12 protein-coding genes and 2 pseudogenes are annotated in these 15,165 nt (G+C 69.8%); 8 read left to right on the top strand and 6 right to left on the bottom strand.

All coding sequences use genetic code 11. The annotated features are described in order from the left end of the window. Positions 1 to 1,504: 1,504 nt before the first annotated feature. Positions 1,505 to 2,413: pseudogene (gene hemA / locus NQU54_RS34080) on the bottom strand (5-aminolevulinate synthase); the annotation flags it as partial. On the opposite strand from hemA, the pseudogene NQU54_RS34085 reads away from it, so the two are divergent. After that, positions 2,410 to 2,790: pseudogene (locus NQU54_RS34085) on the top strand (AMP-binding enzyme); the annotation flags it as partial. The pseudogenes hemA and NQU54_RS34085 overlap by 4 nt on opposite strands. Positions 2,791 to 2,967: 177 nt before the next feature. Here NQU54_RS34085 and NQU54_RS50295 read toward each other — a convergent pair. From NQU54_RS50295 to NQU54_RS34100, 3 genes are all read right to left on the bottom strand, one after another. Continuing rightward, positions 2,968 to 3,111 carry a hypothetical protein gene (locus tag NQU54_RS50295; RefSeq protein WP_372506131.1) on the bottom strand — a complete coding sequence of 48 codons (144 nt, stop codon included), beginning with the start codon at positions 3,109 to 3,111 and terminating at the stop codon, positions 2,968 to 2,970. Between the two features lie 202 nt (positions 3,112 to 3,313). Then, complete coding sequence (locus NQU54_RS34095; protein WP_257634409.1) at positions 3,314 to 4,240, bottom strand: endo-beta-N-acetylglucosaminidase H; 927 nt, start codon at positions 4,238 to 4,240, stop codon at positions 3,314 to 3,316. Between the two features lie 181 nt (positions 4,241 to 4,421). Further along, positions 4,422 to 5,018, bottom strand: coding sequence for a helix-turn-helix domain-containing protein (locus NQU54_RS34100; RefSeq protein WP_100807838.1), 597 nt, complete (start codon positions 5,016 to 5,018; stop codon positions 4,422 to 4,424). 107 nt (positions 5,019 to 5,125) lie between these two features. Here NQU54_RS34100 and NQU54_RS34105 point away from each other — a divergent pair, with 107 nt between their 5' ends. From NQU54_RS34105 to NQU54_RS34115, 3 genes are all read left to right on the top strand, one after another. Further along, a complete protein-coding gene (locus tag NQU54_RS34105) occupies positions 5,126 to 5,752 on the top strand; it encodes a class I SAM-dependent methyltransferase (protein ID WP_257634410.1) in 627 nt (208 codons plus the stop codon). A 44-nt stretch (positions 5,753 to 5,796) separates the two neighbouring features. Then, a complete protein-coding gene (locus tag NQU54_RS34110; RefSeq protein ID WP_257634411.1) occupies positions 5,797 to 6,297 on the top strand; it encodes a DinB family protein in 501 nt (166 codons plus the stop codon). 91 nt (positions 6,298 to 6,388) lie between these two features. Next, positions 6,389 to 7,402: an alpha/beta fold hydrolase gene (locus tag NQU54_RS34115; protein ID WP_257634429.1), complete on the top strand. Its 1,014-nt coding sequence runs from the start codon at positions 6,389 to 6,391 to the stop codon at positions 7,400 to 7,402. 105 nt (positions 7,403 to 7,507) lie between these two features. Here the strand turns inward: NQU54_RS34115 and NQU54_RS34120 are convergent, their stop codons facing one another. Beyond that, positions 7,508 to 8,812: a glycoside hydrolase family 97 catalytic domain-containing protein gene (locus NQU54_RS34120; RefSeq protein ID WP_306279354.1), complete on the bottom strand. Its 1,305-nt coding sequence runs from the start codon at positions 8,810 to 8,812 to the stop codon at positions 7,508 to 7,510. A gap of 426 nt (positions 8,813 to 9,238) precedes the next feature. Here NQU54_RS34120 and NQU54_RS34125 point away from each other — a divergent pair, with 426 nt between their 5' ends. Next, complete coding sequence (locus tag NQU54_RS34125) at positions 9,239 to 10,078, top strand: SDR family NAD(P)-dependent oxidoreductase (protein WP_257634412.1); 840 nt, start codon at positions 9,239 to 9,241, stop codon at positions 10,076 to 10,078. Between the two features lie 100 nt (positions 10,079 to 10,178). Here NQU54_RS34125 and NQU54_RS34130 read toward each other — a convergent pair whose 3' ends face one another. Beyond that, positions 10,179 to 10,853, bottom strand: coding sequence for a type 1 periplasmic-binding domain-containing protein (locus NQU54_RS34130; RefSeq protein WP_257634413.1), 675 nt, complete (start codon positions 10,851 to 10,853; stop codon positions 10,179 to 10,181). Between the two features lie 184 nt (positions 10,854 to 11,037). Here NQU54_RS34130 and NQU54_RS34135 point away from each other — a divergent pair, with 184 nt between their 5' ends. The 3 genes from NQU54_RS34135 (at position 11,038) to NQU54_RS34145 (ending at position 15,161) form a co-directional block, all read left to right on the top strand. Further along, on the top strand, positions 11,038 to 12,243 hold the full coding sequence (locus NQU54_RS34135; RefSeq protein WP_257634414.1) for a HupE/UreJ family protein: 1,206 nt from the start codon (positions 11,038 to 11,040) through the stop codon (positions 12,241 to 12,243). 254 nt (positions 12,244 to 12,497) lie between these two features. Next, a complete protein-coding gene (locus NQU54_RS34140) occupies positions 12,498 to 14,003 on the top strand; it encodes a purple acid phosphatase family protein (protein WP_372506132.1) in 1,506 nt (501 codons plus the stop codon). 108 nt (positions 14,004 to 14,111) lie between these two features. Continuing rightward, complete coding sequence (locus NQU54_RS34145) at positions 14,112 to 15,161, top strand: DUF916 domain-containing protein (protein WP_257634415.1); 1,050 nt, start codon at positions 14,112 to 14,114, stop codon at positions 15,159 to 15,161. Positions 15,162 to 15,165: the final 4 nt, after the last annotated feature.

Genomic DNA, 15,165 nt, shown 5'->3' on the forward strand with positions numbered 1-15,165 from the left:
TGGGATGCTTGCGACATTGCGCAACTGCACAACCCGACCGCGCCTCCGACACCCACTCGGGCCATCCGTGTGCGAGAACCGCGCGGACAACTTCTACACTGCTGTAGATTTTCGCTCGACCCAGCGGCTCAACTCCGGAGGAGAACGTGGGAGTTTCCCTGCCCAAGGGCGGCAATGTGTCGCCGAACGCCTGACGCCACCAGCCCCGCGCCCCGGGCGCCCCTCGGTGAGGCCGGGGGCACCAGACCCGTCAACGGCGCCACACCACGCCCAGAAGGCATCCATGACCAGCCCTCCTCCCCTGCACCCCGACGACAGACCGGACTTCGAACAGGCTCTGCGGAAGGCCCTGGAAACCCCCGAGATCGTGGCCGCTCCGGGCTCCGGAGGCACCGAGGGCGCGCAGGACCTCGTCAGACGGCTGCGCGACCGCGCGCACGAGCGGAGCGCCGAGATCACGGCAGCGGCGGCCGATGAGTACGCCGCCTACCGGCGGCTGCGCGAAAGCGGCGGCCCGGCAGCGGGCCCGCCTCGGACGCCGACGCCGGCATCGGCGCCCGGCGCGAAACACGGGCCGCTGGCCGCGGTGACCGTCCTCGTACCACTGGTGACCGCGGGGGCGAGCGTCGTCTTCCTCCTGCTCGGCTACTGCCTGAGACTCTCGGGCTCCCAGCGCGAACTCGCCGACACCCTCGTCAGCGCGGGCTGGATAGCGGCCGCCTGCGCCACGGCGGCTGGGCTGGCGGGCCTGATCGGCGTGCTGACCATCGCGGCGCGCCACCGCTCCTCCCCTCCGGAGGGCTCACCGCCCGCGGGGCCGAACCCCCAAGAGGCACCGGCAGTGGCCCGGGCAAGGGATGTCTGGCGGCAAGCCCTGCTCCAGCGGGGAATGCTGCCGTTCCTCCGCGAACAGCTGGGCCATGAACCGGCCTCCGACCCCTCCCCCGACGACACATCGGACGGCCGCCGGCCGCGGCTGGGATTCAGCAGCCCGGACTTCGCCGGCCCCGACTTCACCGGTCCGGAAGCCCCCGGCAAGGAGTGACACCCGTATGACCGACCGGGGCGCGCGACAACAGCGGCCAAAGCCGGCGAGGATCCTCAGAACCCTTCGGCGGCCGCGCCAAGCACCGGAAGGCGGAGTGCCTCGGAGGGACTGCGCATCCGGGTCACCGGCCGACCGCGGGCGATTCAGGTCACTTACCCCTGCGACGCGGACGCCTCGCTCGGCGATGTGCGCGCGGAGGCGTTGTACATCTACCGCCGGGACCTCCCTCCGGCTTGCCGGCACCGGTGAGGGGATCACCCTCGGGCCCGTGGAGCCCGACACCCTCACAGCGTCACGCGACGGCCAGTCGCGACACGGCATGAGACATGTCGGGCAGCCCGGCCGCCCACGACGTCGCCGTCAGCCCTTGGAAGAATCGAGGTAAAACTGCGGCAATAGGGCCTCCTGCGCTGTGGGCTGTTCAATGTGTGTCGACCAGGAGTTCGGTGACCGAGATCAATGGGCCGGAGCGGCCAGGGTCGCCGGCATGCGGGGGTGGCCCGTTTCCTTCCAGACCTGGTCCAGGGCGTCGACGAATCCGCGTACGTCGTCGGCGGTGTGTACGGCTCCGGGGGCGACCCGCAGGATCTCCTCCCCGACCCGCACGCTCGGCGCGTTGATCGCTTGCACGTAGATTCCGTGCTGGTCGAGCAGGTGCGCGGACATCCGCTTGCACACGGCCTCGTCCCGCACCAGGACGGAAACGATGTGTGTCTGGTCCGAAATGAAGGGAATGCCACGCTCGTTCAGCAGCCGGTGCATCAACTGCGCTTTGGACCACAGCTGTTCCCGCTCGGCCTCGGAGGAGCGCAGATGGCGTACGGCGGCCGTGGCGCCGGCGGCCAAGGCGGGCGGCAGGGCGGTGGTGAAGATGAAGGAGCGGGAGAACATGCGCACCGCCTCGATGACTTCGGCGGGGCCGGCGATGTAGCCGCCGGTGGTGCCGAAGCCCTTGGCCAGGGTGCCCATGATGACGGTGAAGTCGTCGGCGATGCCCTCCCGGGCCGCGATGCCGGCGCCCTCCGGACCGTACATGCCCACCGCGTGCACCTCGTCGAGGTACGTCATCGCTCCGTGGCGCTTGGCGATGTCGGAGAGTTCGGCCAGCGGGGCGATGTCGCCGTTCATCGAGTACACGGACTCGGCGACGATGAGCTTGGGGGCGTCCGGGTCGGCCGCCGCTATCAGCTCTTCCAGGTGAGCGGGGTCGTTGTGGCGGAAGATCTGCTTCTGGGCGTGGCTGTGGCGCAGGCCGTCGATGATGGAGGCGTGGTTGAGCGCGTCGGAGAAGACGATGCACCCCTCCATGCGGCCGGCGATGACCGACAGCGCGCCGTCGTTGGCGGTGTAGCCGGAGGTGAACAGGCGATCTGGGAGTCAAGGACGCCGACGGCTACCTCACCCTCGTCGACCGCAAGAAGGACATGGTGCTGCGCGGTGGCTACAACGTCTATCCGCGCGAGGTCGAGGATGTGCTGATGCGCCACCCGGCCATCGCCCAGGTCGCCGTCATCGGTGTCCCCGACGACAAGTACGGCGAGGAGGTGTGTGCCGTGGTACGGACGCGGCCGGGCACGGACCCGGACGCGGCGCTGGCCACGGACATCGTGTCCTGGAGCAGACAGCGAGTCGCCGCGCACAAGTACCCGCGCCTGGTGGAGTTCGTCGAGGACTTCCCCCTCGGGCCGAGCGGCAAGGTACTGAAACGGGAACTCACCGCCCGCTTCGCCCACGGCCGCTGACCCGGCGTGCCCGCGCCCACACGCCCACACGCCCACACGCCGGACGGTACGGCCGACGAACTCGATCTGGGATGGATCCGTGCAGGCGGAGCCCGGCGGCATGGCTCCCGGGTGTCTTGTCGTAGCCGGTCGCCAGTCCGTGCCATTCCGGAGCCAGCCCCCTTGCCGCTGCCGGCCTCAGTGGCGGAGCAGCGGGGTCAGGATCTGCCCCTGCGCCTTTCCCTGAAAGGTGCCGCTGGTGAGCGTGATGGACCCACCGTCCCGTACGTGATCCAGAGCCCGGCGTAGCAGCCACACCTGACCCAGCAGCTTGCCCTTCAAACCGAGGGTGAACTCGTCATCCGAAGGGGATGCGAACGGCGTCAGCCGACCGCTGGCCGCGCAGCAGACGGAGGTTGATGGCCTCGACGACTGGCGAGGCCGGATCGCGGCCGCCCGGACGCCGGGCGTCCGGGCGGCCAACCGGGCCTTGGTGACACGTACCGCGTGGATCGCCGTCCGCGCACCGGGACGTGCGGTCGCCTTACGGCGTGTAGACGGCGTCGCTGCCGTACAGTTCCCTGGTGAACGCGGAGACATCGGCGCTGCGATCGGCGCCGTCGAGGTTGTACGTCAGATAGACGCCGTACCCCTCGCTGACGGTGCGGCGGGCGAGGTCGGCGGCCGTGCTCTGCGAGGTCCGGCCGATCTCGACGGCCGCCGGCGACAGCTTCGACTTGGGCAGCGCCACGCGGGGCACCTGCCAGGTGCCGTAGTACGGGTTCCAGGCGTAGTCGAACTTGGACGAGATGTCGACGCCGCCGTAGGAGAGGCGCGACGCGGCCGGGCCGATGTTGTAGAGGCTGATGATCTTGTCCGGCATGTTCGCGCGCAGCGCCGTCACCAGGTGCACGAACGAGCTGTCGTTGGGCTGGCCCGTGCCGTTGTTGCCGTAGTCGGCGTACTCGTCATCGAAGTCGATGCCGTCCAGGCCGTACTTGGCCACGGTGTCCGACAGTTGCTTCGCGAACGCCGAAGCCGCCTGCTGGGAAGGGAAGTTGGCGAAGCCCGCGCCCTCATGGTTGCCGAGCACCGAGAGGACGACCTTGATGCCCTTCTGCTGCAACGGCCGTATCTCCGTGGCGGCGTTGTCGAGGACGCGCTGCACGTTCTCGTTGAAGTGCAGATACGCGGCCTTCGTACCCGTGTCGTAGTTGATGTTCGCCGCGAAGACCACGGCGACGTCGAAGACATTGCCGCCGCCGTTGGCGAGGGTGTACTTGCCGACGTTGCGCATGCTGTTGTTGTTCACCTCGACGTACGCCACCGAGGTCGGCCCCTGTTTCGCGGGGGCGGGGGCCGCTGCCGCGCCGGTCGCGGCGGTCGCGGCGGTCCCGCCGAAGGCGAGGGCCGCGACCGCGGAGAGCGCTAACGCGGCCGTCCGTACTCTGCTCCGTACCAGAGTGAACATCGTTGACGGGTCTCCCCTCGCATGGGTCGGCGCCCGACCTGTTCGAAAGCGCCGAGTGAGCCCCCCAAGTCTTCCGTTCCCGTCACCGAATCCCGAGAATCGCGCGCGAACTCTTCACGACTCCCACGCATGTCACGCCGCGCCCCGGCGCTCGCCCATTTCGACGGCGAGGCCCCGCGTATCAGGACATGGTGTTCCGGCGCGGCTCGTTGCGCACATGCGCACGCACCCCTTGCAGGCCGAACAGGATGAGCAGCTCCACCACGCCGCCGTCGGCGCTGCCCAGCCAGTGGGGCAAGGACGTGTCGAACTCCGCCGCCTCACCGGGCGGCAGCGTCAGGTCGCGCTCGCCGATCACCAGTCGCAGGCGTCCGTTGAGCACATAGAGCCATTCGAAGCCTTCATGGGTCTGCGGGGTCGGTTCGAGCGGTTCCGGCCGGGCGGGGATGATCATCTTGAACGCGTGCACACCGCCCGGTCGACGGGACAGGGGCACAAAGGTCATGCCGAACCGTCTGACCGGCTTGAGATGGATCCGGGGGTCGCCGGTGCGCGGGGCACCGACGAGGTCGTCCAGCGGAACGTCGTAGATACGGGCGAGTGGCAGCAGCAGTTCCAGGCTCGGCCGGCGCTGCCCGCTCTCCAGCCGGGACAGGGTGCTCTCCGACACGCCGGTCGTCGCCGCGAGGTCGGCGAGGGTGATGCCTCGGTCACGGCGCAGCGCACGAAGCCGCGGTCCCACCGCGTCCAGCACGTCGTCGTCCATCGTGGGATCCATGAGCCCCACCTTGCCATTACCGCAAGATTTCGTGCCAGTTCGCCGTGCGCCGCCAAGACTGAGCACCCCATCGACGACTGAGCACCCCATCGACCCGAGGAGTCCTGATGAGCACCACCGATGCGGCCACCTTCTGGGACGGCGTCTACGCTGCCCGGCCGGCGGCCGGCGCCCCGCGGCCGAACGCCCGCCTCACCGAGACGGTGACGGGCCTGCCGCCCGCTGACGCACTGGACCTCGGATGCGGCGACGGCGGCGACGCGCTGTGGCTCGCCGGCCAGGGGTGGCAGGTCACCGCCGTCGACATCTCGGCCGTGGCGGTCCAGCGGCTCGCCGTCCTCGCCCGCTCACACGGCCTGGGCGACCGCGTCATCACCGTGCGGCACGACTTGCACACGTCCTTCCCGTCCGGCGCATTCGACCTGGTCTGCGCCCACTACCTGCACACCCCCTGTGACCTGGACCGGGCGACCGTCCTGCGCTCGGCCGCGCACGCGCTGCGCCCGGGCGGGCGGCTGCTGGTCGTCGACCACGGCTCGACCGCGCCATGGTCGTGGAACCAGGACCCCGATACCCGGTACCCGAGCCCGCAGGAGGTCGCCGCGGGTATCGGTCTGGCCCCGGAGACATGGACGGTCGAGCGGGCCGACGCCCCTCGCCGCATCGCGACCGGACCGGGAGGGCACACCGCCGAGGTCACCGACCACGTCCTCCTCATCCGCCGCGCCGCCTGATCCGGCGGCCGGCGCCCCTCCTCGGCAGACGAAGGGAGACCACCATGCCCACCACCACGCGCCGCGACCGCCGCGGCGACACCCCGCCGCCCCGGACCGGCAGCAGCGAGATCGAGGCCCTGCGCGGATTCCTCGACTACCTCAGGACCTCGATCGCCGCGAAGGTCGACGGCGCACCCGAGCCGCAGGTGCGGACGGCCGCGGTGGCGTCCGGTACGAACCTGCTCGGCCTGCTCAACCACCTGACCTTCGTCGAGCGCTCGATGTTCCTCGGGGACGATGTGACCGGCTGGCAGGCGACGTTCCGAGCCGCACCCGCGGACAGCGTGGCCGATGTCGTCGCCCGTTACCGGGACGCGGTCGAGCGCGCGAACGGTGTCCTCGACGGGTGCACCGACCTCGGCGCACCGGTCCCCCGACCGCGGCCGGGCCGCCCCGCTCCCAGCGTCCGCTGGGCGCTCATCCACATGATCGAGGAGACCGGCCGACACGCGGGCCACGCGGACATCCTCCGCGAACTCATCGACGGCACGACCGGCCGCTGACCCACCCTCTCCAGAACGGGAAGACATGATCACAGCACGACGGCCGTCGCCACGCCGCTTCCGCCGATCCACGCACACGGTGGCGACCGTGATGCTCACGCTCCTGCTCACGATCGCCACCGCCGCCTGTTCCACGTCCGCGCCCACGTCCGCGCCCAAGTCCAAGGCAACGTCCACATCCACGCCGACAGCCGGCGACGACGTTCCCGCCTACGCCGCCGCCACCCAGGACGATCCCCGGTTCAAGAAGACCTTCCGGCACAAGTTCGCCGACGTCGAAGGCGTTCGCATGCACTACGTGACCGGCGGCAGCGGCACGCCGGTCGTGCTGATACACGGCTGGCCACAGAGCTGGTACGGCTGGTGGCCGATCATGCCGGACCTCGCCGAGCACCACACCGTCTACGCCGTCGACCTTCCCGGACTGGGCGACAGCACCGGCTCACCGACCGGCTACGACAAGGCCACGCTGGCACGGTATGTGCACAAGCTGATCGCCGATCGGCTCGGGGTGCGTGACGCCCGTGTCATCGGGCACGACCTCGGCGCCGCGGTGGCATTCCAGTACGCCAGCCGATTCCCCGATGACACCGCACGCCTCGGCTACCTCGACCTGCCGCTGCCCGGTCCAAAGATCGATGCGTCCACCTACCGCGCACTGAGCTGGCACATCGCCTTTCACTCCCAGCGACGGGTTCCCGAGACGGTCGTAGGCGACGACGTCCGCGCGTACCTGGCACTGTTCTACCCTCAGGTCTCGTTCGGTGGCACGGCGTTCGGTGGCACCTCCAACCGGTCCCCGTTCACCAACGCCGAGATCGACGAGTACGCACGAACCTACAGCCGGCCCAAGGTCCTCTCGGGCGGCTTCGAGCTCTACCGCGCCCTCGACAAAGACGTCCGCGACACCGTGGCAGCGGCGCCGGTACGTGTCCCGGCCCTGCTCATGACCGCCCAAGGACAGCTCAACGCGGTCCGGGGCACCGTGGCCCCGCGCATGACCAACATCGTGCGGGCGGTGGATGTACCGAAGGCCGGGCACTGGCTCGTCGAGGAGAACCCTCGGTTCGTCACCGCCGAGCTGTTGCGTTTCCTCGACGGATGACCACGCCGGATGGCCACACCGGATGACCACGCCACCTGGTAGGACTCCGTCAGGCTGCCCTTGATCCTGGTGGCTTGGCCCGGTTCCTCCTGGAAGGCCCAACGGTCAGGAACGCACGCGGCGGAAGCGGATCGCGGTGCCTCCACCGGCGACGAGTTTCAGCTTCAGCACGGTGGACGCCCGCACCGTCTCGGTCCGGACGTCGATCGGCAGCGGGTTGTCGTGCCAGCTGGTGTCCGCGGCGTCGCTGTAGATCTCGGCTGTGTACCGGCCCCGTCCCAGGAACCGCAGCGGCAGTCTCAGCGTCCGGTCGTACTCGTCGGTGATGGCGCCGAGGTACCAGGTGTGTCCCTTGCGGCGGGCGGCCACCGTGTAGTCGCCGATCACGCAGTCCAGGAAGCGGGTCTCGTCCCAGCTGGCGGGCATGTCCTTGAGGTAGGCGAATCCGGGGTGGGAGTGGTAGTTCTCCGGGGTGTCGGCCAGCATCTGAAGCGGGCTGAAGAACACCGAGTACAGGGCGAGTTGGGCGGCCGAGGTCGTCTGTACGCGGGTGCCGAGTCCGGCCGGGTCCCAGGTCACGTTGAGTACGCCCGGGGTGTAGTCGGCCGGCCCGCCCATGAACCTGGTGAACGGAAGGATCGTGGCCTGCTCCGGCGGGTTGCCGAGCCGTCCCATGTAGTTGTGCTGCTCCATGCCGGCGACGCCCTCGCCGGTCATCATGTTCGGGTAGGTGCGCGCCAGGCCGGTCGGCTTGATCGCCTCATGCGCGATGATCATGATCTGGTGGCGGGCCGCGGTCTCGACGACACGCTGGTAGTGACGCACCGCTTCCTGGTCGAAGTGGCTGCGGTTCACCCCGCCCAGCACGAACTTGGTGGCGTAGCCGGTCTTGACCGAGTGGATGCCCAGCTCCGCGTACCGGGCGAAGATCGTTTCCAGGTGCTGCTCGTAGTAGTCGACGAAGCCACGGGTCTCATTGTGCGCGGTGAACCCCACGCCGTTGGCCTGGGCGTAGCGCAGCACCTCGGCCAGGTCGAAGTCGGCCCGCGGCGTGAGGAAGTCCTGGCCGGTCCAGTCGCCGCCGGCGTTGGTGTTCCAGCCCTCGGCGAGTACGGAACTCGCGCCCGCCTCCCTGGCGAGGTCGATGTAGCGTTTGACCCGCTCGGTCGTGGCGCCGTGACGCGGTCCCTCGGTCCAGGTGGTGTGTCGCCGCTGTAGTTCCCACCAGACGCCGACGTACGTGCCGGGCGAGATCCATGACGTGTCCGCGAGCGCGCACGGCTCGTTGAGGTTCTCGATCAGATGCGATTCGGCGAGGTCGCCGGGTCGGCCGCCGATGACCAGCGTCCGCCATGGGGTGGAGAATTCGCCCCTGAGGTGGGCCTTCGCGCCGTCGGGAAGGCTGATCAGCTCGCGGTGGCGGGTGCGGCGAGCGCCCCGGTGAGTACCACGCCGGCGGTGGCGCCGACGACGGCACGGCGGCTGGGAACATTGGCCATGTCACGCTCCATCAGGGGTGGTTGGCGACAGAGCCCGGACGGTGCCCTTGCTCCGGAGCCGGTCGGGCGTGCGACGAGCCGTGGGTGATCCGGGCCGGGGCGCGCGCCGGCTTCGCGCGCCCTGCCACACCGGGCGCCGTTGCCACGTTGTTACAACGTTGTAGCAAGCGCTTTCTACGGACGTCAACCCTTCGGCGAACGGAAGCGACACCCAATGTTGACACTGCACACCACATGAGGTCATTGTTGACACCGCACACATCCAGCCGTTCGCCCGGCTCCCGGATGTCCGCCGCCCCGTGCTCCGCACGCCGAAACCGAAGGACTTCCCCGCCTCATGCACAGCTATCGCGGCACCACCACGTTGGTCACCGGAGCTTCCAAGGGGCTCGGCCGGGCCTACGCCCACGAGCTCGCCCGACGCGGCTCCCACCTGGTCCTCGTCGCCCGTTCGCACACGGCGCTGGAGCAGATCGCCGCCGAGATCCGCACGGAATACGGTGTTGACGCCCGGGTCATCGCGGCGGACCTGTCGGATCCATCGGGCCCCGCCACCGTCCTCGATGAGCTGAAGGGGCAGCGGGTCACCGTCGATCTCCTGCTCAACAACGCGGGCATGGGGTCCGTCGGCCCCTTTTTCAGCCGCCCCTTCGAGCAGAGTCTGGAGTCGGTCGAGGTCAACGTCACCGGCCTGATGCGGATGACCCGGCTGATCGGGGCGGACATGGTCGAGCGCGGCTCGGGCGGCATCATCAACGTCGGCTCGACCGCCGCCTTCCAGCCCATGCCCTACCAGGCCAGCTACGCCGCGACGAAGGCGTTCGTCCTCTTCTTCACCGAGGCGCTCGCCGAAGAGCTGCGGGGCACCGGGGTACGTGTCATGGGCGCCCACCCCGGCGCGACCGACACCGGTTTCTTCGACAACACCACCGCCGTCATGGACCCCAGGGTGACCGACCGGCCCGAGGCGGTCGCCACGAAGACACTGGACGACTTCGCGCGCGGCAAGGCGGCCTCGTATCCGGGCCGGAGGCTCCATCGGGTGAGTTCGTGGGCGGCGCGGTTCCTTCCCCGTACGGCCGTCACGCGTGGTGTCGCGGCCATGAACCGCAAGTTGGGGCACCACGAGGTCCAGGACGTCGGCGCCCCGGCGAGTTCGTCGGAGAGTCCGTCGTAGGCGTCGGCGATCAGCAGGGTGATGAGCGCTTCACGGTCGCGGACGTGGCCGTGGGGGCTCACCGCGGCGGAGAGCGACGAAACCCACGGGCCGGAAATCCTCAGTCGAGCCATACGACAATGCCGGTCAGATCGCTCAGCACCGCCGCGACACCGGCGCGGACGGCACGGGCGGCGCGTTCGGGCGTGAAGGTGGCCGGATCGTACGACGAGGACATGCCGAGGCCCTCGCCGCGGAACGACGCGCCGGTCCAGTCGGCGGCGGTGACGTTCTCCGTCGGCTCCGCCAACTCCGCCCCGACCACGAGGAACTGCTGGTCGAGGTGGCTGGCCGTGACCAGGGCCAGGGGGTCGACGAGGTCGTTGCCGACGCTGATGACGAGGTCGGGCGACAGGTCGATGGCCTCGCTGATGCGCGGTATGAAGTCGGTCGGCTTCGTGGCCGTGATGGTCTTGAGACTGACGTGTTCCTCGTCGGCCCACTTCGTCACGGCGCTCGCCAGCGTCCTGGTCCGGGCGTCCTTCCCCGCGGTGAGCAGCACCACGCGGTAGCCCTTCGACGGGCGCAGTCCGTCCCAGGAGCCGGGGCGCGGTGTGATCGTCCCTTCCGGGGCGGGCGGTGCGGTCGGATCGAAGAACCCCGGACCGAGGGCGCCGATGGCGGTGGGCTTCGGGCGCGGCCGGGACCAGTCGTCGGCGGAGCTGCATCCACTGACCAGGAGGGCGGTCACGACTGCCGCGGCCGGCAGCCCGACGGGCAGGAGCCGAGGGGGCATGGGGGTTCGTCCTTCGGTGAGCGGCGGAGAGCGGCGGGGCACGTGCCTACTTCCTACCTCACGACGAGCGGCTTTCGGGCATGGGGCCGTAGTGGTCGCGGCGGGTTCGGTGCCGGTTCGTGCGCGAGCCGCCGTTCGTTCACCCGGACCCAGCAGATTCCGTGCGGCAAGGAAAAGGAGTCGCATGTTTTCCGCCACCCGACATCGCGTCCATGCCACGCTCGCCGCCGCGGTCGTGGCGGTCCTGCTCAGTGCCGCGCCCGCTCCCGCCCATGGGTTCACCTCGACCGTGTACGCCGACCTCACCTCGCGCGAGGCCGGGCACGTCCGCACCGAACTCGGGCTCGAGTACGACCTGCTCGTCGTGTCCGCCGCGGACCACGAGAAGGACGACGCGCTCTTCCAGGCGGGCGACGCGGCCTTCGAAGACGGTGACACGGCCCGGCAGGCCGCGGCGCTCGACGCCCACGCCGACTCGGTCGTCGCCTACGTGGCCGACCGCTTCCGCGTCACGGCCGGGGGCCGGGGGTGCACCCCGGTACGGGACGGCGACTTCACCATCGAGCGGCGCGAGGGTGTGCCGTACGCGCTGCTGGTCCTCGACTACCGGTGTCCCGGGGCCGCTGACGCGCACGAGGTGCGCAGCGGTCTGTTCGCGGACTCCGAGGGCTATGTGCGGGACACCAAGACGATCGTCACCTACGACCTCGACCTGAGGACCGGAAGCACCGCTCTCGACGCCGAGCACAGGTCGTTCTCCACCCGGCAATCCTGGGCCGAGCGGTTCTGGCAGTTCTTCCGGCTCGGCGCCGAGCACCTGCTCACCGGCATCGACCACATCCTGTTCCTGCTGGCGCTCGTCGTGGGGTCACGCCGGCTGCGTGAGATCGTGCTGGCGGCGACGACCTTCACGCTGGCCCACTCGGTGACCTTCCTCCTGGCCGCCATCGGCCTCGTGCGGGCGCCCGCATCGCTCGTCGAGCCGGTCATCGCGCTCTCGATCGCGCTCGTCGCGGGCTGGCATCTGTCGCGGATCTGGCGACGTGGGTCGCACGCCACAGATCTTGAGACGGGCGATCGCGGTCGCCTCGGCCTGGACCGCGCGGGCTCGACGCGGCTCGCGGTGGTCTTCTGCTTCGGTCTGGTGCACGGGCTCGGCTTCGCGTCGGCGCTGGGGATCGACCAGGCATGGTCGTGGACGCTCCTGTGGTCACTCCTCGTCTTCAACATGGGCATCGAAGCGGTCCAGTTGGCGATCATCGCCCTCGTCTTCCCGGTGCTCGCACTGCTGCGCCGCCGTCAGCCGGTCGCGGGACTGTGGGTGACCGGGGTGATCGCGGCGGGGGTGGCTCTGATGGGGCTGGTGTGGTTCGTGCAGCGCGTTCTCTGATCCGGTGGAACCGGCTGAGCCGCGGAACCCGCGGAACCGGTTGAGCCCGCGAAACCCGTGGAGCCCGCGGAGCGCTCGCCGCCCTCGGACAGCGTGGCGACAGGACACTTTCCGGCAAGTGCAAGTGTTCGCTCGTTCCCCGTTCACCTTGATGACAGAGACCCCCGCGACCTTTACCCCGTTCCCACCCCCCGCTGTACTCGAAAGAACGGAAGCCGATGAAGCTCCCCAAGGGGACACAGAGAAACAGACCCGTGCGACGCCGGGTGGCCACGGGCGCCACCGCGGTGGCCGTGGGCGCCGCGATGATGCTCGGCAGCCCTCTGACGACCACCGCGCACGCCGACGGTGCCACGACGGCCACCGGCATCGTCCTCGGTGTGGGCGCCGGCGAATCGCAGCGCGTTGTGTCCTGGTACACCTCGGCTGACACCCCGCAGGTGGTCCAGGTCGCGCCGACCTCTCAGGTCCGGGGCGGCCAGTTCCCCAAGAACTCCGCCACCTTCTCCGCCACCGTCGCCGCGAACAGCGTCAGCGGCGGCTACAACGCGCACGCCACGATCGACAGCCTGCGCAAGAACACCACGTACTCCTACCGCGTCGGCACCCAGGGCAGCTGGTCCCCGACGTACTCCTTCAAGACCCAGGATTTCAGGGGCAACTTCGACTTCCTGTTCTACGGCGACCCGCAGATCGGCTCGTCCGGCGACGTGGCGAGGGACGGGGCCGGCTGGAAGGACACCCTGGACGTGTCCCTCGCCGCCAACCCGAAGGCCGAGCTGCTGGTCTCGGGCGGTGACCAGGTCGATTCCGCCAACACCGAGTCGCAGTGGAACGCCTTCCTCGGTCCCGACAAGCTGCGCCAGTACCCGTGGGCCGCCACCATCGGCAACCACGACGTCGGTGGCAAGGCGTACGACCAGCACTTCTGGACGCCGAACACCGACCGCTCCGCCGCGTACTACAAGGGCGACCCGGCGACCCAGTCGGGCGGCGACTACTGGTACACGTACAAGGGCGTGCTGTTCATCGACATCAACAGCAACGCCTACGCCAACGGTGCCGACGAGGCCCACCTCGGCTACATCAGCGACGTCGTCGAGAAGCACGGCCGCGACGCCAAGTACACGGTGCTCGTGTACCACCACTCGATCTACTCGCCGGCCGACCACGCGAACGACTCCGACAACCAGAAGCGTCGTCAGGACTTCCCGGCCGCGTTCTCGAAGCTGGGCGTCGACCTGGTCCTCCAGGGCCACGACCACAGCTACTCCCGCAGCTACGTGATCAAGAACGGCAAGAAGGCGGACCCGGCCGAGAAGCCGGGTGCCGACCAGGTGGCCCAGGGGCCGGGCGGCGTCATCTACGTGACGGCGAACTCCGCGTCGGGTTCGAAGTACTACGACCTCACCGCTCCCGACCCGGCCCAGGACCCGGCCTACGGCCCTGACCCGCTCAACCCCAAGAGCCACTGGGCCAACTCGGTCGAGAACCAGGAGCACGTTCGCACCTATGTGAAGGTCCAGGTGCGCAACAACAAGCTCGTCGTCGAGAACCTCCGCAGCGGCACCTGCGCCGCCCCCAACGCCGCCGTGGAGCTGGGCAAGGTGTCGTGGTGCGGCCCGGACGACGGCGCCGACACCGCTCCCCCGGTCGGCTCCGTCGTCGACAAGGTGGTGGTCCACCCGTACCGCGGCAAGGCGACCGCCGAGTCGGCCGACGCCACCTCCGCCCCGACCGGGTCCGACTGGCTCCAGTAGCCATCCGAGGGTGGTGCGATCCGCTCCACCCGACGGGGTGGGCACCGCGAGGTGCCCACCCCACCGCACGTTCCGCCCACCGCCCCCGAACCGCCCGAGGATCATCAGATGCGCCACTCGCCCACACCGCCGACGACCGCGGCAGGCCCAGCGGTCGGAGCCCTCGCCCGAGCCGCGCTCGTGGTGCTGCTCGCCGCGCTCGGCGTTCTCGGAGCGGTGGCCGGACCCGCGGCGGCCGCGGACGGCGATGCCTCCTGGACGGTCAGGACGGCCGCCAACGACTTCGGGACCGACCGGCGGAACTACGGCTACACCCTCAACCCGGGCGCGCATATCGAGGACGGCCTCGTGGTCGCCAACCACGGCAGCACACCGCTCCACCTGGCCGTGTACACCGCCGACGGGTTCACCACCGGGGCGGGCAAGCTGGACCTGGTCCGAAACGGCGCCAAGTCGACGCGAGTGGGGGCGTGGGCCCGCCCGGACCGGCCCGATGTGACGGTACGGCCCGGCCAGTCGGCCGAGGTGCCGTTCACGCTCACCGTGGCCGACAACGCCGAACCCGGCGACTACATGGGCGGCATCGTCACCTCGCTGACCCGGCCCGGACAGGCGGAGCAACGTCTCGGCATCCGGATCCGGCTGCGCGTGGGTGGAGGGCTCGAACCGAGGCTGTCGGTGGAGGACCTGCGGGTGCGCTACGCGGGGACGTCCAACCCGCTCGGGAAGGGTGAGGCCACTGTCACCTACACGATCCGCAACACCGGCAACGCGATCCTCTCCACCCGTCAAGCGGTCTCCTTGTCCGGCCCCTTCGGACGCCCGCACACCGACGCGGGGAAGATCGACGACTCACCCCAGTTGCTCCCGGGCGACACCTGGAAGGTCTCCGTTCCCGTACGGGGAGTCGCTCCCGCGCTGAGGACGACGGGGAGGGTCACCCTCACCCCGCTGCTCACCGACGCGTCGGGCTCGATCGCCCCGCTCGCCACCGTCGGGACCACGGCACACGCCTGGACCATTCCCTGGGTGTCCCTCCTTCTCCTCCTCGTTGTTCTGTGCGGGGTGCTCTTCGGTATCCGGTGGGCGTTCCGGCTCCGACGCGGGCGCCGCGGAGACCGGCGTCGCGAGGACATGGGCACCAAGGAGCTCGTCTGAATGC

This window comes from Streptomyces malaysiensis subsp. samsunensis, assembly GCF_024519315.1.
GTDB classification, from domain to species: domain Bacteria; phylum Actinomycetota; class Actinomycetes; order Streptomycetales; family Streptomycetaceae; genus Streptomyces; species Streptomyces malaysiensis.